21 protein-coding genes and 1 tRNA gene are annotated in these 18,860 nt (G+C 34.7%); 8 read left to right on the top strand and 14 right to left on the bottom strand.

All coding sequences use genetic code 11. The features are described 5' to 3' along the window. Positions 1-25 precede the first annotated feature (25 nt). The gene (locus D1866_RS05610; protein WP_152942162.1) at positions 26-1,660 is read right to left on the bottom strand and encodes an ABC transporter permease subunit; all 1,635 of its coding nucleotides are present in this window, start codon (positions 1,658-1,660) and stop codon (positions 26-28) included. Beyond that, the gene (locus D1866_RS05615; RefSeq protein ID WP_155861219.1) at positions 1,653-2,369 is read right to left on the bottom strand and encodes an ABC transporter ATP-binding protein; all 717 of its coding nucleotides are present in this window, start codon (positions 2,367-2,369) and stop codon (positions 1,653-1,655) included. Before D1866_RS05615 ends, D1866_RS05610 begins: the two co-directional genes overlap by 8 nt. Before the next feature lie 137 nt (positions 2,370-2,506). On the opposite strand from D1866_RS05615, the gene D1866_RS05620 reads away from it, so the two are divergent. Beyond that, positions 2,507-2,869, top strand: a complete 363-nt coding sequence (locus tag D1866_RS05620) for a thioesterase family protein (protein ID WP_152942157.1) — start codon at positions 2,507-2,509, stop codon at positions 2,867-2,869. Here D1866_RS05620 and D1866_RS05625 read toward each other — a convergent pair. From D1866_RS05625 to D1866_RS05660, 8 genes are all read right to left on the bottom strand, one after another. Further along, positions 2,850-4,826 carry a DEAD/DEAH box helicase gene (locus D1866_RS05625; protein ID WP_231136426.1) on the bottom strand — a complete coding sequence of 659 codons (1,977 nt, stop codon included), beginning with the start codon at positions 4,824-4,826 and terminating at the stop codon, positions 2,850-2,852. The two genes, D1866_RS05620 and D1866_RS05625, sit on opposite strands and share 20 nt — an antisense overlap. Before the next feature lie 28 nt (positions 4,827-4,854). Further along, positions 4,855-5,187 (bottom strand): DsrE family protein, encoded by a 333-nt coding sequence (locus D1866_RS05630; protein ID WP_152942155.1) that lies wholly within the window; start codon positions 5,185-5,187, stop codon positions 4,855-4,857. A 23-nt stretch (positions 5,188-5,210) separates the two neighbouring features. Next, positions 5,211-6,050, bottom strand: a complete 840-nt coding sequence (locus D1866_RS05635) for an ABC transporter ATP-binding protein (protein WP_152942153.1) — start codon at positions 6,048-6,050, stop codon at positions 5,211-5,213. Then, positions 6,047-6,886 carry an ATP-binding cassette domain-containing protein gene (locus tag D1866_RS05640; protein ID WP_152942151.1) on the bottom strand — a complete coding sequence of 280 codons (840 nt, stop codon included), beginning with the start codon at positions 6,884-6,886 and terminating at the stop codon, positions 6,047-6,049. The genes D1866_RS05635 and D1866_RS05640 overlap by 4 nt, the downstream gene beginning before the upstream one ends. Positions 6,887-6,891: 5 nt before the next feature. Beyond that, positions 6,892-7,653 carry an ABC transporter permease family protein gene (locus D1866_RS05645; RefSeq protein WP_152942149.1) on the bottom strand — a complete coding sequence of 254 codons (762 nt, stop codon included), beginning with the start codon at positions 7,651-7,653 and terminating at the stop codon, positions 6,892-6,894. After that, the gene (locus D1866_RS05650) at positions 7,650-8,885 is read right to left on the bottom strand and encodes an ABC transporter permease subunit (RefSeq protein WP_152942147.1); all 1,236 of its coding nucleotides are present in this window, start codon (positions 8,883-8,885) and stop codon (positions 7,650-7,652) included. The genes D1866_RS05645 and D1866_RS05650 overlap by 4 nt, the downstream gene beginning before the upstream one ends. Before the next feature lie 63 nt (positions 8,886-8,948). Further along, the gene (locus tag D1866_RS05655; protein ID WP_152942144.1) at positions 8,949-11,333 is read right to left on the bottom strand and encodes a plasma-membrane proton-efflux P-type ATPase; all 2,385 of its coding nucleotides are present in this window, start codon (positions 11,331-11,333) and stop codon (positions 8,949-8,951) included. 61 nt (positions 11,334-11,394) lie between these two features. Further along, on the bottom strand, positions 11,395-12,294 hold the full coding sequence (locus D1866_RS05660) for a tetratricopeptide repeat protein (protein ID WP_155861080.1): 900 nt from the start codon (positions 12,292-12,294) through the stop codon (positions 11,395-11,397). A 31-nt stretch (positions 12,295-12,325) separates the two neighbouring features. Here D1866_RS05660 and dcd point away from each other — a divergent pair, with 31 nt between their 5' ends. From dcd to D1866_RS05675, 3 genes are read left to right on the top strand one after another with little or no spacing between them, the layout of a single operon-like run. Then, positions 12,326-12,808 (top strand): dCTP deaminase, encoded by a 483-nt coding sequence (gene dcd, locus D1866_RS05665; protein ID WP_155861081.1) that lies wholly within the window; start codon positions 12,326-12,328, stop codon positions 12,806-12,808. Continuing rightward, positions 12,805-13,368: a hypothetical protein gene (locus tag D1866_RS05670; RefSeq protein WP_152942140.1), complete on the top strand. Its 564-nt coding sequence runs from the start codon at positions 12,805-12,807 to the stop codon at positions 13,366-13,368. The genes dcd and D1866_RS05670 overlap by 4 nt, the downstream gene beginning before the upstream one ends. 36 nt (positions 13,369-13,404) lie before the next feature. Next, the gene (locus tag D1866_RS05675; protein ID WP_152942137.1) at positions 13,405-14,337 is read left to right on the top strand and encodes an alpha/beta hydrolase-fold protein; all 933 of its coding nucleotides are present in this window, start codon (positions 13,405-13,407) and stop codon (positions 14,335-14,337) included. Here the strand turns inward: D1866_RS05675 and D1866_RS05680 are convergent. Together D1866_RS05680 and D1866_RS05685 are read right to left on the bottom strand one after the other, a co-directional pair. Next, positions 14,324-14,722: a hypothetical protein gene (locus D1866_RS05680; RefSeq protein ID WP_152942134.1), complete on the bottom strand. Its 399-nt coding sequence runs from the start codon at positions 14,720-14,722 to the stop codon at positions 14,324-14,326. The genes D1866_RS05675 and D1866_RS05680 overlap by 14 nt on opposite strands. 45 nt (positions 14,723-14,767) lie before the next feature. After that, a complete protein-coding gene (locus tag D1866_RS05685; RefSeq protein ID WP_152942132.1) occupies positions 14,768-14,926 on the bottom strand; it encodes a hypothetical protein in 159 nt (52 codons plus the stop codon). A 183-nt stretch (positions 14,927-15,109) separates the two neighbouring features. On the opposite strand from D1866_RS05685, the gene D1866_RS05690 reads away from it, so the two are divergent. Next, entirely contained in the window at positions 15,110-15,280 is a 171-nt protein-coding gene (locus D1866_RS05690) for a putative integrase (RefSeq protein WP_152942130.1), read from the top strand. A 7-nt stretch (positions 15,281-15,287) separates the two neighbouring features. Here the strand turns inward: D1866_RS05690 and D1866_RS05695 are convergent. Further along, a tRNA-Leu gene (locus D1866_RS05695) sits at positions 15,288-15,372 on the bottom strand. 132 nt (positions 15,373-15,504) lie between these two features. On the opposite strand from D1866_RS05695, the gene prf1 reads away from it, so the two are divergent. Continuing rightward, entirely contained in the window at positions 15,505-16,569 is a 1,065-nt protein-coding gene (gene prf1, locus D1866_RS05700) for a peptide chain release factor aRF-1 (RefSeq protein WP_152942128.1), read from the top strand. 47 nt (positions 16,570-16,616) lie between these two features. Here the strand turns inward: prf1 and D1866_RS05705 are convergent, their stop codons facing one another. Then, the gene (locus tag D1866_RS05705) at positions 16,617-17,237 is read right to left on the bottom strand and encodes a phosphoribosyltransferase (RefSeq protein WP_152942125.1); all 621 of its coding nucleotides are present in this window, start codon (positions 17,235-17,237) and stop codon (positions 16,617-16,619) included. Positions 17,238-17,319: 82 nt separating this feature from the next. Between D1866_RS05705 and D1866_RS05710 the strand changes: the two genes are divergently transcribed. Together D1866_RS05710 and D1866_RS05715 are read left to right on the top strand one after the other, a co-directional pair. Further along, positions 17,320-18,129 carry an S-methyl-5'-thioadenosine phosphorylase gene (locus D1866_RS05710; protein WP_152942122.1) on the top strand — a complete coding sequence of 270 codons (810 nt, stop codon included), beginning with the start codon at positions 17,320-17,322 and terminating at the stop codon, positions 18,127-18,129. Next, positions 18,099-18,857 carry a hypothetical protein gene (locus D1866_RS05715; RefSeq protein WP_152942120.1) on the top strand — a complete coding sequence of 253 codons (759 nt, stop codon included), beginning with the start codon at positions 18,099-18,101 and terminating at the stop codon, positions 18,855-18,857. Before D1866_RS05710 ends, D1866_RS05715 begins: the two co-directional genes overlap by 31 nt. The last annotated feature ends 3 nt before the right edge of the window (positions 18,858-18,860 follow it).

Genomic DNA, 18,860 nt, shown 5'->3' on the forward strand with positions numbered 1-18,860 from the left:
AATCTGTTCCCGGATTCCACATCATCTATGCAGCATATATTCCTTCTTCTGCTACATATTTCTTTCTAGCCAAATCCATCATTTTTCTCGTGAACAGTACTGAGTATATTACTACTACAATAGCAAATATTAACGAAAGCCATCCAACTAGTGCAAGATTTCCTTGATTATCGGCTACAGCTAACGCCTTCATTAATCCAGTTCTTACTTCAAGAGTTTGAGATTGGTAGATATCTGGCCAATATTCACCTATTGCCAATCCTCCCCAAGCACTATTTATTGTACTACTCATTCCGGCTATTATATAAGGAAATGTTGCAGGCAATATTATTTTCCTCATTTTAGTCCAGAATCCTAACTTAAGGTTATCCATTAATTCCCAATATTCTGATGGTAAATTCTTAACTCCTATCCAGAAACTGTAAAATACATAGTAAAAAGTGGAGATGAAACCTAAAAGTAGAACGTAAAACTCGTTAGTAAATGGGCCGAATATTGAACTTACGTAGGTATATGTAAATCCGTAAAGTAGAGGAAAGTAAGCTGGAGCAGGGAAAGCAGAGAAAGTTTGTATTATAGGCACAATTACTCTATCTGCATTAGTATGCCTAGCAATGTAATACCCTACAAATACTGCAAAGATAAAAGACATTAAAGCAATCACCGCAATTCTTAGGTAATCGGCTCCTAAGTCTATTAAATCTTGAGGTAGAGTTGAAATTAAATAACTCCATGTTGATGGTTTAACAGAAATTATTACCGAATATGCACCATAGAGAATTATTATTAGAAGTAATATTCCTATTCCAGCTGAAATCATGTTAATTGGAATTTTCCTATTTTTAGCTTCCTCTTCCTCTTCCATAAGTCTATTTTGCCTTGTAAAGTAAGGTGGTTTAGTCAAATATTTTCCTAGCTTAGCAAAAACTCCTTTAGAATTACTTAATCTAGCAGAGTACCTTATCCTAAATCTTCCTCTCTTAAAGGATTTTAATGTCGCTTCAGTATCAAGTCCGTATTTTTTAACAGAATATTCTGCAAATTCTCTTAATAAAAGTGTTATTGTAGTAGTAAAAATTCCTAGAACTATTAATGCATAGATAGCATCAGTATAGTCACCTTCTGCAGTATATTGAGCTATTAAAGTACCAATACCGGGAACCTCATAACTCTTGACACCTATGCTGAAAACTTCACTTACCGTAATGTAAAATAACGCATCAGCAAAGCTAGGAATTAAATTTGCGGCAATTCTAGGCATAGAGAAAGGAATATAAAGTCGAAGCATTTTCCCTACGAAACCGAATCTATAATTTCTTATTACCTCCTCCATTTCTGACGGGACCGTCTTAAAGGCTTGATATATCCCCATCCAAATATTCCAAACAACTGCTGTAAAAACTAAAAACAGCACCGCTAGTTCTATTCCTAAACTACCACCTATACTAAAAACGAAGAAAATTAAGACTACGGGGAAGAAGGAAATTACTGGTACAGACTCGAAAATTTCTGATAAAGAGATATATATGTTTTCAAATGTTTTACTTTTTAAAGAAATATAACCTAAAAGCCAGCCTGTTACTATTGCAAAAGCTATATCTATAAATACTCTACCTAAGGTTAGGAGAGTATCATATATAGCTAGCCAAATATCAAACATTTTCTTTACCCCTATCCTTTTGTTCTACGTTCTTCTCAACTGGGGTTAGGAGAGAATAAAGTTGATCTAGATATGCTTGAAATCTGTCATCTTTAGGCTTTCTTGGTCTATCTAATTCTATCTTAACTTCTCCAACAACACTAGCTGGCCTCCCATTCAATACGTAAACTCTGTCGGCTAATTCTACTACCTCATTTAAGTTGTGTGAAACTAGAACTGCTGACCTCAAAGAAGTATCCTCATTGAATAATATAGAGTATATCTCTCTCCTAAGACCTTCTGCAGTTAATTCGTCCAAGTGAGCAAAGGGCTCATCCATTAATAAAACAACAGGATCTGCAGCCAAAGCCCTTGCTATTGCGACCCTTTGTCTCATTCCTCCACTCATTTGCTTAGGGTAGAAATCCTCAAAGCCTGATAAACCTACAAGCTCTAACATCTTTCTCGCTATTTCATCTTCTTTTTCCTTAGGCAATTTCTTATACTTTAACCCTAGTTTAACGTTCTCTAACGCGGTAAACCAAGGAAATGTTACAATTGATTGGTGGATTAAAGCTATCTTTGGAGTAGGTTGAGTTATTTTCTTTCCTAATAATCTAACTTCGCCATGATCAGGCTTAACAAACCCTCCAAGGATCCTCAATAAGGTTGATTTTCCTATACCGGAAGGTCCTATAATTGCTATTAATTCATTATCATAAGTTTCAATGTTAACATGATCAAAGACTTTATAACCGTTTGGATAAGTATAACCTAAGTCTATTCCCTCTAAGATTCTTCCAACTGTATTCCCTCCAAGATGAGATAAACGCAAATTCTTATAAGCTTTTCCTTAATATTTTCCTTATGGAATTTTTAGAGAAAAAGTTCACAGTAAAAACAGAGCATTCTGCAGTAAAGGTATCAAGCGGTGCAGTTGATGTGTTATCTACGCCTTGCTTAATAGCCTTTATGGAAGACGTTTCCTTCACTTTACTTCAAGAAAAACTAAGCAAAGGATTAACGAGCGTTGGGTATCACGTTGATGTAAAGCATCTTGCCCCGGCACCTATAGGTGCGGAAATATTAGTTAGATCTACAATAGTAAAAGAAGAAGGTAAAAGAGTAACTTTCAAAGTCGAGGCATTTTATAAGGATAAAAAGATAGCCGAAGGAATTCACGAGAGAGTAATAGTGAACGAGGATGAATTTATGAAAAGGGTTGAATAAAATATACTATCTTTTCATTTCCATCTTTTTCTTTCCTAACCCTTTTCTCCACTATACCTAGAGAAATTAGTTTTTCTAGGATTTCTTTATCTATCTTCTTTCCTTCAAACTCTTTTCCATAATATTTAGTAACTACTCTAGCCATTTCATACACGTCTAGATCTTTACTGTACACTTCCCTACATACTCCTGCAGGATCATAACCTCTTTCCTTTATTAGTATCTTCAAGGGTGGAGTGAATATTTTTATACAAAGCTCCTTCTCGTCTTTTATTTTCTTATCCACTAACAGCTTCATAACAGTACCTCTATCTAAGCCTAATTTTGCTAACCTTACTCCTTCAAAAGGAACCCCGTACTTTATTTGATAATATAACTTCAATGCTTCTTTAGCCTCATCGTTTTTGCCCAAAGCTTTTAGCACTCTATATAGAGCAAAGGAAATCCATCTAGCATTGCTTATTACTTCATTTATATCTTTAGCCGATAAATTCTTACATAGAGAAGAGAAGTCCTCACCATTACTCCACCTCTTTAATAATTCTCTCCCGCATTTACAGCCTCTTAGTTCTTGTGCAACGGCATTTGAGGAAACCACTGTAGTTAAAAGATCAGATGAAATTATTTGAAACCCCTTTAAAAGTGAGATATCAATATAACTTAAGGAAACTGCTTTACCCAAGGGGGTTAAAAATATTCCTCCTCCATCCTCTTCAATTAAATTAACTTCTTTTAATGTGTTTAAAGACTTCAAGAATTCTTCCTCAGTTATTTTATTAAACTTTAAACTGCACTTTAAAATTGAGTGGAGATCTTCTTTACTATAACCTTCTCTCCACGATATTACACCTAAGGATAAATCGTCGAGCGAGTAAGTACTCTTTTCCTCTTCATATGAAGAGGAAAAATACTTCCTTCTAAACTCCTCAGCTTTTCTCATAGATGTTGAAATAATTATACTCATTCCTTCCTTGTCAAAGCCTGGCCTTCCAGCCCTTCCTGCCATCTGCTTGAATTCCATTAAGTTAAGGTCTCTCCAACCCTTTAGGTTACCTTTTTCGTCCGATTCTGGCAATACAGTATCGTAGAAAATTGTAGCGTAAACTGGTAAATTAACACCTTGGCCTAATGCAGTGGTTGAAACTACTACGTTAATTTCTCCTTTCTTTAACATTTCGACAATTTGTCTTCTTTCCTCTAAAGGAACTCCACTATGATAATGAGAAGCGTTAAAGCCGAATTTTCTTAAAGTCTCAGCAAGGCTTTCTGCCGATTTCCTACTTCTTACGAAAACTAATGCGTTTTTACCTTGTTTTATAATGTACCTCAATGTTGGGATAAGGATTTCTAACTTCTCGCTCCTTATTCCGTTTAAAGGCTCTAAAGGTATTGTAAAATCGTTATCATAACACCTAATTACGTAAGGATATGCTATACACTCGTGAAGAGGAACGGCCCTTTTATTATATTCTATTACCTCCGCCTTTAGCCAATTGGCGTAATTCTTAACACTGGGTAAAGTAGCACTTAAGCCTATAATCTGAACGCCGTTTTTCTTAGCCCATAATACTATGTTTTCTATTGCTAATCCTCTGTCGCTTTCTACGTTGTGTATTTCGTCTATGATTACTACTTCGACTTTCCTTAACCAACCGTATTTATGCCTTATTGAACTATCAAACTTTTCATAAGTTGAAAGTAGCGTTTTGCTCTTAAAGCTCCTAAGGTCGTCTTCATAAACGTCCGAATCTACGTATTTCGTATCTCTCTTATCCCTTATATCCTCGTAAACTTCCCTCGATAAAGCCTTTAAAGGTGAAACGTAAACTGAAATTCCTTTTGCCTTCAATAGAATTTCCTTTGCTAAGTAAGTTTTTCCGGATCCAGTAGGTGCAGAGATAAGGAAATTCTTTCCTTCTTCGTATTTCTCCTCGAATATTCTCTGTAGCTCGTTCACTTCACTACGTATATTGAGAGAGAAAAAATTAAAGGCTTAGGTATATCCAGCCTTCAGCTTGTTTTCTTACAATCTCACCAACTCCTGCTTGAACTATTGAAATGCCTTTAATCAGAGAGTCGACATTAAGATTTAGAGCATTAATACTGTTCATGCAACCCACAACGTTAATCCCAGAGGATAATAGCTTCTTTACATAATCTTCATTGGGATTTCCTTTAACTAAAGCCTTAATTGCGGACTGATGAAAAACTACCTCTATTTCCGCATCTCCTTTCAGATCATTATATAAATTTATTACGGATCTTATCGCTTGAGGAACTCTTTCCTCGTCCTTTACCTGAACTATAACTTTATACATAGTTTAAGGTTGTTAAAAATAGTTTAAACGCCTTTTTCATAGTACCAGCAGGATACCCTATTACCTTTAACAATGAACATTGGTGGATCTTGTAATCTACACTTTATTGAAAGCCATTTCTCTTTTTGCATTAAATCGCAGTAATCGTGGAATGGACATCCGTGATCTGAAGGGCTGCTTATTTCTCTTACTGGAATCTTTTCTCCTTTATTTCCTATGGTTATTTTAGAATTCAGTAAGGCTAAAGAATAGGGGTGAAGAAGTTCTTTACCATAGCTTTCTTCTATAAGTTTACCTCCATAAATGACGTAAATTCTTTTACAAGGATCAAGATTTTTAGTCGAGCTAGAAAACAATATCAAGTCTGCATTTATCATATTAGCAACTTTTATCAAATTTTTTAAAGCTTTATACTTTAATTGTTCTTCCATTAATTCAAGAAAATCCTCTGCAATGATAAAGTAAGCTTTACCTATAAGTAGTGAAGATAAGTAGAGGTTAAATACTTCATATTCTGATAAATTTGAAATTTTATCATTCTTTATATCTAGAATGTTTAATATACTTTCTGGGTTTATATTTTCTCCATAATTTTTTAACAAAACCTTAATGAAAGTTATAGAATCTATTTTAGGTTTTTCCAATTCTCTGGGTATAACTCTGATAAAATTTTTAGCTTGCTTTTTATCAATTTCCTTATCTCTATAAAATTTTATTTCCCCGACGTATTTTGACTTTCCAAGTAATGAAGAAATTAAGGATTTCTTATCTTCACCCCAATCACCTAAGACGCAAGTTACTCCATCAACTACCAAACTAATGCCCTTCAACTGATCGGTATATAAATTGTTTATAACTATCATTTTAACCACGAATAAAGTAAGCATTTTACGTAATTGTTGCCTACCTTTATTTCTTCTGGTTCTTTCTCCTTACATTTTAATGAAGAATATCTACAATTATCACTATATGGGCAACCTCTGCCTAGATAGTTAGTTGAAATTTCCCCTCTTAGCAAATCTAAGGTATAAGGATGATATACTTCGGTTACATTGCTTCCTCTTTCAATTATTTTACCTTTATAAAGCACTACAAACTCATCCGAAACTCTTGAAATTACCGCAGGATCGTTGTCTAAAACTATAAATTTTGATGACACAATGCTTTCTAAGTCTATTATAGAGTTAATTACTACGGCTCTCCCATTATCGTTTATGCCAAATTCTATATCGTCTATTAAAACGTACTTAGGTTCTAGAAATGTTGCAAGTGCTAACGACACTTTCTTAGCCTCTAAAGGGGTTAGCTGATAAGAAAATTTTTCTAAAATAGAAGAATCTAGACCCAGAATTTTTATAAATTCTTTAGCAATATCTACCGCAAAATTATAATCTCCTATATCATGAGATACTACTATTTCAGCAAAATGAGATGCAATATTATAAATCGGATTAAACATTGAGTAAGGATTATAGAAAACCGCGGAAATTTCCTTCCATCTTATGTCATTAACGTTGTTCTCTTTTATTTCATTTCCATTAAGTAATATTTTACCTTTTTTAGGCTTTTTTAATAATAAAGTATAAAATATTATTTCCTCTTTACCGCTATCCCTCTGACCCAATATTCCTAGGTTACTTTCTACCTTCATGGAAAAATCGTTCAATATATCTCCATAAATGTTAACGTATTCTAGCATGAAAATCACTTCAAATTATCTGAAATTAAATAAAGTAGAACAATAACTATTGCCCTAAACAATGCAGGCGGCAAATAAAGCCACCAATAAGGCAAATACCTCGATGCTACTGTTAATAGTGTAGTTAAAGTTGGGAATCTAGGATCTCCAACTCCTGCTATTACGCCCATTGCAGTATATGTTGAAATGCCGTCTATCATTGCAGGAATAATAAATTTCTTTGAGAGATTATATATCTCTTCCTTATTTGAAAAGAAAAGTAAAGAGAAAGGAGTTTTAGGTACAATTCTACTTAAGGTAGAAGATGAAGAAGTAAATAAGTATTCACTAACTTGCCTAGAGTAATTAGCCCAGCCGGTTAGACCAACTATTACTGCAGTAATAAAGAAATTAGCCTTTAACGAAGTCCCAGTAGGAATACCATAAATTAAGGCTATAGACAAGAGCAATAAAATTCTGGGTACCGTATTTATTGAATCAGAAATTCTTACCATGATAATTCTGATTTTACCACCCATTAGACCAGAGACGGATCCATAGACTACCGCAATAAAAGTTTCAACTATTCCTGCTACAACGCCGAAAATTAATGTATTAATTATTGCCTCAGCATTCATATTTACCATGTTATCTCCATTAATGTACGTTCCTAAAGGATATGAGAGGCAAGGACAATGTAAAGGTTTTCCTTGAGGTAACTCGTAAAAGGTAAAGAATAATGATAAACCTACTATGAAAGATAGTAAAATGACGTAAGCCTTTATCATCTAGTCACCCTAGGATCAATTATTCCGTAAATTACATCAGCAATAAAATTGGAGAAAATAACAATGCTAGAATAAATCATTAAAACTCCTTCTACTATTTTAAAATCATCATAATCAACTCCTATTCTTATTAAATAACCTAAACCTGGCCATGCAAAGATTGCTTCAACTAAAAATTCTGCTATTAACATTTCTACGAATGCTGCTGAAATACTTGAAAGAGTTACTACTGTTAAATTACCTAGGATATGCCTAAATACTAAAACGTCCCTGCTCAAGCCTTTGGCAATAAACTCTTGCGGAACCTTGCTTACACTTAGCAGTATCCTATTCGCAAAAATTCCTATGAATGGAAAGAACAGTGAAACTAAAGGTAAAATAAGGTAATATATTAGATGACCCTTAGGTGAACCTATTGGTAAAACGTTCAAATATACATGAAATAAGTAAATTAATCCTATTGCTATAACCCAAGAAGCTAAAGCGTTACCGATATATTTCCATCTCCTAAGTAGAGAATTAATTACTGAAGAACCTAGAATAGCTTTCATAACTAAAAAAGGACTTAAATACACAGTTAAAGCAAAGGCTATTCCAGTCAACAAACTTGTGAAAGCTAAGGAAGTTAAAAGCAGAGAAGTTACAGAAATTCCATAGTGCCTACTATAGCCCATACTAAACGTTATCAACTCGGATATAGACTTTGTTATACAAACACCATGTATAGCTTCTAGAATTATTACAACAGAAGAGACTATCATCATAGAAATTACGAAGCTTGCTAGCCTCTTAATTACATATTTATAAATTGATCCACCTACGGCGTAGCCCTTAGATAATTCCCCTAGAGCTCTTTCTTGTATTAAAAGTATCATTCCCCTAAAACCTGTTGCCGTCCCTAAAAAGATTAGGAGAAGACCTATTGGAGATAAGTATGCATAAGGTTGAACATATCCCTTGATCACATAAACGTAAAAATAAGAAGAATTAAGTTGCACGGAAGATACGTTACTTAAGTTAACAATTCTCGTTCCGTTTAATATAACATACGCAGAAGGCATTCCTTTATTTAATACACTCCACAATTCTTCACGCCAATATTGTGGAGGATTAGCAACGCTACCATAACCGTAGTTTACTAATTCACATTGCTTTGTAATAGTTGAAACTGCAGAAATTATTATACCGGAAGAAAGAAGGATGGTTGAAAATAGTAATATACCTATTTTCATTGAGCTGAACTTACCATCTTCTTTTTTTAAAATTTTTGATAAAAATCGTCTATAGGCTCTACCTTAAATTCCTACCGTCTTGAAGGATATGTTCTTTATGTGGTCAAAAATTACAGTAAATCCGAAGGAAACTCCTAATATCAGCAAAACATACTGAAGAGGAATAGGATAAACTAGAATTCCTAATACTGAAATCGTTGAAATAAAGATTATGTCAAAAATACTACTTATCAGTAAGAAATTACTTGGTCTAGAAGACCACATACTTCTTCTTTCTCTAACCATATATACTGTAAATTGACCGGTAAACACTAACATATCAAATATGAAAGTGTGTATCTCGTTTATTGACATGCGTAGATATAACGCCAACCATAAGGAGAAGAACGACTCTGCTACAACTAGGAAAGCTAGAATTAACGAAGCCTTAACTATTTTCCCTGCATCAAGCCTTTCAGGTTTTTGTGAATATCTTACATTATCAGTGGCTATAGACATAGTAACGAAGTCGTTGGCAAACAACAGCAATATTACATCAAAAGGAGTGGTAACGAAGAATCTAACAATAAAGAAGGAAAGCGTTAGAAATAATACAACTTGTAAAGTTTTAATTATTTTATTTATAGTGTAAGTAAGCATCCTTTGGTAAATTCTTCTACCAGTCTTTATTGCCTCAACTATATCAATTAATCCTTCATGAGTTAGAACCATACTTGCGGAAGCTTTTGCCACATCGGTAGCGTTTGCAACTGCTATTCCTACTTCAGCTTGTTTTAAAGCAGGCGCATCATTTACTCCATCTCCAGTCATCCCAACGTAATGTCCTCCTTCCTGTAACGTTTTTACAATAAAATACTTATCCTCGGGAAAGACCTCCGCAAATACGTCGCATTCCTCAACTTTTTTAATTCTTTCCTTTCCTTCGAGTTTCTTTATTTCATTAATATTACAAATAACGTCGCCTATACCTACTTGCCTCGCAATTTCTCTTGCAATTAATTCATTATCTCCGGTAACCATCTTAGGCTTAACGTTTAGCCTCTTAATCTCTTCTATGAATTCCCTGCTATCTTTCCTAGGCCTATCGTAAAGCGGTAAAATTCCGACAAGCTTAAGTTTGCCTTCTTTATCTCCTATAGCTACAGATATTGTCCTATATCCTCTCTTTGAAAGTTCCTCAAGAGTAGAATAATAGCTCTTCAAGTCCGGAACCTCTGCCAATTCCGCAATTACTTGAGGAGCTCCCTTAACAACTCTGAATACATTATTTTCAGTCTTAACTATTGCCTCAGTTCTTTTAGTAGAAGGATCAAAAGGTTTGAACTCAAGCCTCTCATAATTACCCGGTGCAATATTATTTTCCCTTAAGCAAGCAATGACTGCAGTATCTATAGGATCTTGACTCGCCTCGTCAGAGGCCATATAGGCGTATTTAACAACTTCTTCCTTGGTAAATCCTTCTGCGGGTATTGGATCTCCTACCCTCATTCTATTTTCAGTTATAGTCCCAGTTTTGTCTAGGTTTAGTACGTCCATTGAGGCAGCATCTTCAGAGGCTGTAAGCCTTGTTACTAGGATTCCTTTTCTCGCTAGTTCTTGACTACCTAAAGCCATGGCTATGGTAAAAGTTGCAGGTAAAGCTACAGGAACTGAAGCAATTAATACTATCAAAGAAAATGGGAGTACATCAGACAATTTTACTCCAACAGCCAATGAAAATACGAATAAAGCAATAACTAGAGCAACATCTACAATTATCAAGTATTTTACTATATTCATTATTAATTTCTCTAGGTGAGATTCCGCCTTCGCGGTCTGAACAAGCTCTGTAGTCTTACCAAAATAGGTTTTTGCTCCTGTTGCAATTACAATTCCAGATGCTTCTCCTCGCCTAATAATTGATCCAGAATAAACTACATTACCTTTTCCTTTCTCTACCGGAACTGACTCTCCAGTTAGAGCGGATTGGTCAACTAATACTTCTCCTTCAAATAATTTAATATCTGCAGGAACTATATCCCCTAACCTTATATGAACCACATCTCCTGGAACTAAAAGCCTTGCAGGAATAACTTTCCATTGATCGTCTCTTAAAACTCTGGCTTTTACGTTAAGCTTTTGCTTAAGTAATTCAACTGCGTTTTCAGCCCTTCTTTCCTGGATAAAACTCACTATAGAATTAAATACAAGTAGAAAGAGAATTATATACATATCTAGATATTTTCCTAAGATATAAGTAATAACAATGGTAATTTCAAGCATCCAAGGAACTGGTGCCCAGAATTTTTTGAGGAACTTTATGATAGGACTTTCTTTCTTTTCCTTAACTTCATTGTAGCCATATTTTTTAATTCTCTCCTCGGCTTCTTTTTCTGTTAAGCCTTTCAAAGATGTGTTTAACTGTGTTAATGTTTCTTCTATACTCATTTTTTCAAAGTTACTTGCCATACGATAAATTACTACTAACTCTATTTAATCGTATCCTACATAAGTCTAAAATTAACGAAATTTATAAACTTTCTATGTATTTTTCATAAAATAATACCGCTTTTCTGAGATTTTCTAACTCATTCTCCTTCTTAGAAAGTTCAACATAAGACCTTGCTAAAAATAGGTAGTCATTATACTTTTCCGCAATTTTTATTGCTTCTTTTAGAAAATTAAGAATTCCTGTCCTTTTATATAATTCATAAAGTAAAGTTTGCCTTTCTCTACTTTCTCCGCTCTCCTCTAACCTTTGAATTGCTTCATAAAGTAATTCTGGCTTTTTAAGAGAAAGCTTATAGAGAACTTTAGCTTCACCGTTTACGTCATTTAACTTCCTAAATATTTCCAAAGCTTCTTCTAGCTCCTTTTCGTCATCCGAAGAAAGTAAAGCCTCTGCTAACAACTTCTCGTTCTTAATGCTTTTTGCTATTTCTACAGCCTTCTTATAAAGAGATTTATCCTTAAGCCTTGAAAGTAATATATAAGTTACTGCCAAATCCTCGTTTGGCATATCGAAGCTTTCTAAAATTTGTCTAGCTTCTTCTAAATGTCTTAAATCGCCCTTCTTTATGCACACTTGAGCCAAAAACCTCCTAGAATGAGCGTAAACTGAAGTCCTAGGAGGAATAAATTTGAGAATTTCGTATGAAGAATCTAAATCACCTTTCCTGAAAAGCGCTAACGCCTTATTAAAAAGTAAAGTTGCCTTATCTTCGTCGTCTTTAACTTTTTTTAATGCAATATCCAGCGCGTTAATAGCATCGTCATATTTACCTTTCTCGATGTAAACCAAAGCTAGCAAATTTAACCCTTGAATAGACGAATCCCCTCTAATTAGCTCTTCAATTTTACTTAGAAGTTCCTTATTTCCTGTCTTCTTATAATCACTGTAAAGCTTATAGGCCTTTTCTATGTCTAACACGTTATTAATCTTTCTTACAGAGGTTTTATTTGTGATCCTAAGTCATCAGTCAATTAAGGAAATAATTGCTAAAGGGGTTATACGAAACTATTCGGAGGAAAGCGTAAGAGAAAATGGCTATGATTTAAGGATTTGTGGAGAAAAATACTACGAAGTAGAAGGTAATGCCGAATTGCCAAATAAGAAGAGCGAAATAAAGGAAATTGAATTCAAAGACTTCGCGATTTTTTATCCAGGGAAGACTTACCTTTTTGAAACTTGCGAAGAATTAAACATGCCAAACGATTTAGCTGCATTGATTACTTTAAGGAGTACTTTAGCCAGAAACGGATATATTTTACCTCCTACAGTGATAGACGCTGGTTATAAAGGAAAGATAACTTTAGCCTTGTCCTCTTTTTACCATAACAGAATAGCAAAAGGAACTAGGACTGCGCATATAATTTTCCTTAAACTTGATAAACCAACTGAAAAATCTTATAATGGAAAATATCAAGGTGGAGTAGTAATATGAAAATAGAAGATGCTTACAAGGAATTCATAACTAGGCTCCAGTTAATCTTGGCAGTAATAGTAATAACAATTGTGGGTTATGTAATATCCCTATTTGTTGATACGATCCCTTTTTCGCTTCTCTCAAATTTCATAGTCGGGTTAACGCTATCATACAGCCTTGTAGCTTCACTTGCAGGGTATCTATATTCGCCAAGGTTTATTGACCAAATAGATAAAATAAGGGAGTACTTTCCGCAATCCACAGCGCTAGGAATAATTTTAGGCTTCTTCTTCCTCCTTTTTTCATATCTTTCAACATATATAGGCTTCCTCTCATTCTTCCTAGACGGTTTAGCTTTAGCCTTTGATGCATTATTAACTCCCTTAATTTTTAGAGGAATTTCATTCCCAAAACTCTTGAAGGAAATAAAAGTAGGAATAAAAAGTGATTTTACTTCTTTCTTAATACTTTACGTTCTAGCTTTGCTTTCGTTACTTCCATTAATAGATATAATCGCAATACCTTTGAATGCTATTCTTTCATATCTTTTATTAAAAGAGTTTTATCCTTTTATTTGAAGTTTACTTTATTAATTGCTTAAAAGAGTTGTCGTTATGAAATACGAGATAATAAAGATAGAAAGCCAGGAACTTAAGGATAATTATCTGAAAGATCCCTACGTGAGAGAAGTCTTAGTTTACACTCCAGACGAGATTGAAGAAGGGCTTCCATTATTCATTGAACTTGCTGGAATAAACTGGTCTCCTAATGTTAACAATAGGTTCCACCAAATAATGACTCACCTACTGAAGAAAATGAAGGCTGTAGTTGTTAATCCAAACTTTAGGACAAAATATTATCTAAACCAATATATTAACTCACCCGCAGTAGGTAATTACGAAAATTTCATCATAAAGGAGCTAATACCAGAATTAAAGGAAAGGTATAAGGTAGGAAACGTCGCCTTATTCGGAAAATCTTCTGGAGGATTTGGAGCTTATACTCTAGCAGTAAGGCATCCGGACGTAATCAAAGGATTTGCAGACCACTTCGGAGACAGTTGCTTCTATTATCTTTATGCTAATGATTTTGTTTATACAATTAAAGCATTAGAAGGAAAGAAACCTAAGGATCTACTTAAAGAATTAATGGCAAAGACTCCGAGCGAAGACGATATGAAGATCTTAAACGTTTTCGGGAGCTCTGCCTTCTATTCGCCGAATTTAAACAGCGAAACTGGTTTCGATTTACCATTTGATGAAACCGGAGAAATAATTGATGAAGTCTGGAAAAAATGGCTTTCATTTGATCCAGTGAAGAACGTAGAGAATTACGTTGGTTCTCTGAGGAAATTAAAAGCAATATACCTAGACGTAGGAAAGTGCGATGAATATAGCTTATTCATAGGCATGAGGTCTCTCCACAAGAAATTGCAGAAATTAGGAATACAACATTATTATGAGGAGTTTAAAGGAGGACACTTCGGAAACTCAAGTAGATATTGCACATCTTTACCTTACCTTTACGAAAGGCTTAAATTAAACTAATTTCTTCTACGAAATTACAGACGAGTTCATTGCCTTGTTTGCACATATCTAGCAAATCTTCCTCATGATTATCCTTTATAATATTTCTAAATATAGAATGAAGAAGGATTAACGAGTTCTCCTTTAAAGGAATTTTAACTTTTCCAGAGTAGTAAGTTGTCAAATAACAATTTATCTCGTCTTTTATGGAGTTTAACTCTCCACACTGATAAATCATACTTGTTACAAGTTGCGCAAGGAAGATTCTCTTACCTACGAATTTTTCCACATAACTCTCCATAATCCTCTTCTTAGTATCTTCTTCAAAAGGTAGGGAAGAGATTATACTGGACGCACAGTTCCAGTCTTTTTTACACTTATTGTATATTACATCTTCTATCATCATTTAAAATTAGAACTTATTTTCTTGGTTTTTAACGCTTTCTGTCCCTTAAGAATTTTCCTTACTTTTCTCTCTATAAAACTCAATTAGAAATTCTATTACGGAATTTATTGTAACATCTCTTTTTCCTCCTCGCTTGTCTTGCAACTCATTAGCTAACTTAAGTAGCTCTTCTTTCACGTCCTCTGATACCTTTAAGATTGCCATAAATGTGTTTCCACTTTCTAAAATAAAAACTCTTTAGCAATTGAGAAAAATATATCTTTAATAAATTTCGTAGTTAACTAGGACTCCATAGTATATTATAATGTCGTTGCAAACTGTTCTCTTTAATTCGAAATTTCCGTATAATGTGCGAAATTTTTAAGCTTTCATGCAGAAAATCGAATTATGACTGAAATTATACGTACGGACAAATTCTCTATACGTGAGAGTAAGGGAAGGTATTACGTCTACTATATTGATCATTCGAAACCTAAGTTAAGGTACCTTTACGTCGACCCCTTAGATAAAATAATTAAATCTTACATTGAAAGCGGGGTTTTAGGGGTATCCCCCTAACCCCCAATGCGGGGAGCGGGATTTGAACCCGCGAGGGCCTACGCCAGCGGAGCCTCAGTCCGCCCCCTTGGTCCTAGCTCGGGCATCCCCGCAATCTAAAATATCTTGTAAAAAACTAAAAACGTTTTCGATTGGCCATGCTATATAACTTTTTAAGGAAAGAACACAATTAGATATTCGATCAGGGATGAGTCTTTGACAAGTACGTTCTAAGTAAACAGGAATTGAAAGTTTTATTAAAAGAGTTAAAGAAATGGTCTGCTCCAGCTACAGTCCTACTTTCATTATATATTCCGCCAGGTAGACCTATAGCCGACGTGCTAAATAATCTGCGACAAGAGGCATCAATTTCACAAAACATTAAGTTAAAGAGAACTAGAGACGCTGTAGAATCTGCAATAAGTGCAGCAATAGATAGACTTACCTCTATTCCTAAAGTACCAGATAATGGCCTTGTCCTATTTTGCGGAGAAAATTTCGAAACTGAGGAGTTTAAATGCTACATGTTCTCTCCACCAGAAAAGGTCACGGTCTATTTCTATAGGACTGACAAGTTCTTCCACTTAGAATTCCTTGAGGACATGGTAGAGGAGAACGAAGTTTACGGATTGATCATAGTCGAGAGAGATACTGCAACTATAGGAATACTAAGAGGAACAAGGATAGAAGAACTGGAGGAAATTGAAGGTTATGTGCCGGGTAAGCACATGATGGGAGGACAGTCTCAGAGGAGAATTGATAGAATAATAGAAGAGCTTTACCATGACTTTCTCAAGGAGGTTGGAGAAAAGGTTAACAGTTACTTCTTACCTTACCTGGAGGAGAAGAAATTGAAAGGTATACTATTAGGAGGTCCAGGTTACGCTAAAAACGACTTTTACGAAGGGGATTACATGGAATATAGGCTAAAGAAACTAGTACTTGAACCGCTTATTGACGTAGGCGATCAAGGAGAAGCTGGACTAAGGGAAATGGTTATGAAAGCTAAGGATTTACTGAAAAACCAGAAGTACGTTGAAGTTGAGAATTTACTGGACGAGATAAAGTATCATTTAGCAAAGGACGACGGTCTGGTTGTTTACGGTAAGGAGGAAATAAAGAAGGCTATGGACATGGGAGCGTTAGAAGCACTTATAGTTCACGAGGATAACGAGGAGGATTCTTTGACTAAAGAAGCTGAAAAATTCGGCACAAAGGTTTACGTAATAAACGACGAAGTGCCAGAGGCAGAATGGATTAAGAAGACTTTTGGAGGAAGTATAGGTAAGCTTAGATTTAGGATTGAGTGATTTTCCAGAACTTATTTAAAAAGAAAGACGAGCCACATATTTTCATTTTAAATTATTTTTCTTCTTTTCATTTCTTCCATAATTTTTTCTAGCGGTATTGGAGGGTCTATATTATAACTCTCCTTGAAACCTTCTTTTAATTTTTCAATATCAGTTGTTTTCATTTCATCCATTACTTTCTTTAATAGGTTAATTTCATCCTCCCAATAGTTCCAAGGATACATGAACCACGTCCAATCCGTTATTATATCAGCGTAAAAGTTTGGTACATATTTCGAGCCTTTAATGTATTGAAGTGTGGCAGTCTTTATTTCTCCTGCGTTAAAGTTTTCTTTAACGTGCTTTTCAGCTAAAATAAGACTATCTCCAGTGTCGGTTATGTCATCAATGATTAAGACTTTCTTCCCTTGAAGATCCACTTTATAAGGATATTTTATTTTTGCCTCAGGAGTATGAGAGGCAGTTACTATCCAATGTTCTACTTTAAGAGAGAGAACGTCGTAAACTCCCATTGCGTCTGCAACTAGCCTTGCGGGGACTAATCCTCCCCTTGCTATTGCAATTATTACATCAGGATTAAAATTTTCCTTTTTTAAAATATCTGCGAGCCTAAAAGATAGGTCAACTACTTCTTCCCATTTAACTACTTTCACGGGAATTTTTGGCAATATTCATTCCCATACCTTCTTTGCTTAATACTTAATCAAATTTTTGGTTTTGATTTATAAGGTGGTTATGTGAAAATTCTTTATGCTCGAATACGAAAAGGTACCGATCGCGATAATAGGCGGGTCTGGATTATATGATCCAAAAATTTTTTCTGAATCTAAAGAAATAAAAGTCTATACTCCTTATGGAGATACCAGCGATTTAATAACTATTGGTACTGTAGAGGGTAAAAAAGTTGCATTCTTACCTAGGCACGGAAGGAGGCATAGAATTCCTCCTCATAAAATTAATTATAGGGCAAATATATGGGCTTTACACGAGTTAGGAGTTAAATGGGTAATTTCAGTTTCTGCAGTAGGAAGCTTAAGGATGGATTATAAACCTGGAGATTTTGTTGTACCAGATCAATTTATAGATATGACTAAAAAGAGGGAATACACTTTCTTCGACGGCCCAGTAGTTGCACACGTATCAATGGCCGATCCGTTCTGTAATCATTTAAGGAGGATAATAATCTCAGCAGCTAAGGACCTAGGAATTACGACACACGAGAGCGGGACTTACATATGCATTGAAGGACCTAGGTTTTCTACAAGGGCAGAAAGTAGGGTATGGAAGGAAGTGTTTAAGGCCGATATAATAGGGATGACTTTAGTTCCTGAAGTAAACTTAGCTTGTGAAATGCAAATGTGCTATGCAACTATCGCAACAATAACCGATTATGACGTTTTCGCTGAGGTTCCTGTGACTGCCGAGGAAGTAACTAGAGTATTGAATGAAAATACTGAGAAATCTAGGAAGCTTTTATACGAAGTAATTAAGAGAATTCCAGATAAACCAGATGAAAGAGAGTGTTCCTGTTGCAACTCGTTAAAAACCGCATTAGTATAAATAGTGTAAATATTCCTAAGGATTTTTCAGTAATAGCTTACGGTAAGGGAATGGAACTTCCTGCATATACGTTAGAAAGGAGTATAATAAATCTTGAAGGAAGAATAGTAAAAACTGTACCTATTCATGAACTTGCACTAGTAGAAGACGCTTACGCGGAACCTGGGAAAGTGGTTTTCTTTATTAATGACCAGAACGAGAGTAGAGAAATTCTTGATAATGCGTGGGCGTTAAACCTTGAAGGTTATTTGTTTTCATGTAATGAGATTAAACCTAAGGGGAAAATTGAGGTAATAAGATTTAAAGGAGAAATGTGTGAGGTTAATTTGTCCCTTTCTATGCTTTATAGTGAAGTATCCTCGATTAAGGGAGTAAGATCAAATAGGATTCTTAAGGAATTGGACTTTTCTGACATTGATGATTTTTTAGCTGAAAAAAGTAAGGAGATTGACCTTTCATTACCTCAAATTGTTCTGTCTCCTATTCTTCTACCTTCACGATATTTTGTAGAGAAAAATCTAAATAAAGATGTTAAAGATTATTATAGTATGAATTTCTCGAATGATGCTAATATTATTTATACTGGTGTTGATTCTATTCCTATGAGAAGAATTTCCTTTGAGTTAAGGAAAAAAGGAAAGAAAGTTAAGGAAATATTGCTTGATGTTGAACCTCTCTTAGCACCTATTTATTTAAGTCTAATGACATATTATATGATGGAAGGCTGAGAA

The sequence above is a fragment of the Acidianus ambivalens genome (genome assembly GCF_009729015.1).
GTDB classification, from domain to species: Archaea; Thermoproteota; Thermoprotei_A; order Sulfolobales; family Sulfolobaceae; genus Acidianus; species Acidianus ambivalens.

Bases quoted from the DNA above. Each gene is read 5' to 3' on its own strand.
- D1866_RS05610 (WP_152942162.1), bottom strand. From the start codon at position 1,660: ATGTTTGATATTTGGCTAGCTATATATGATACTCTCCTAACCTTAGGT.
- D1866_RS05620 (WP_152942157.1), top strand. From the start codon at position 2,507: ATGGAATTTTTAGAGAAAAAGTTCACAGTAAAAACAGAGCATTCTGCA.
- D1866_RS05630 (WP_152942155.1), bottom strand. From the start codon at position 5,187: ATGTATAAAGTTATAGTTCAGGTAAAGGACGAGGAAAGAGTTCCTCAA.
- D1866_RS05635 (WP_152942153.1), bottom strand. From the start codon at position 6,050: ATGATAGTTATAAACAATTTATATACCGATCAGTTGAAGGGCATTAGT.
- D1866_RS05640 (WP_152942151.1), bottom strand. From the start codon at position 6,886: ATGCTAGAATACGTTAACATTTATGGAGATATATTGAACGATTTTTCC.
- D1866_RS05645 (WP_152942149.1), bottom strand. From the start codon at position 7,653: ATGATAAAGGCTTACGTCATTTTACTATCTTTCATAGTAGGTTTATCA.
- D1866_RS05650 (WP_152942147.1), bottom strand. From the start codon at position 8,885: ATGAAAATAGGTATATTACTATTTTCAACCATCCTTCTTTCTTCCGGT.
- D1866_RS05655 (WP_152942144.1), bottom strand. From the start codon at position 11,333: ATGGCAAGTAACTTTGAAAAAATGAGTATAGAAGAAACATTAACACAG.
- D1866_RS05670 (WP_152942140.1), top strand. From the start codon at position 12,805: ATGAAAATAGAAGATGCTTACAAGGAATTCATAACTAGGCTCCAGTTA.
- D1866_RS05675 (WP_152942137.1), top strand. From the start codon at position 13,405: ATGAAATACGAGATAATAAAGATAGAAAGCCAGGAACTTAAGGATAAT.
- D1866_RS05680 (WP_152942134.1), bottom strand. From the start codon at position 14,722: ATGATGATAGAAGATGTAATATACAATAAGTGTAAAAAAGACTGGAAC.
- D1866_RS05685 (WP_152942132.1), bottom strand. From the start codon at position 14,926: ATGGCAATCTTAAAGGTATCAGAGGACGTGAAAGAAGAGCTACTTAAG.
- D1866_RS05690 (WP_152942130.1), top strand. From the start codon at position 15,110: ATGACTGAAATTATACGTACGGACAAATTCTCTATACGTGAGAGTAAG.
- D1866_RS05710 (WP_152942122.1), top strand. From the start codon at position 17,320: ATGCTCGAATACGAAAAGGTACCGATCGCGATAATAGGCGGGTCTGGA.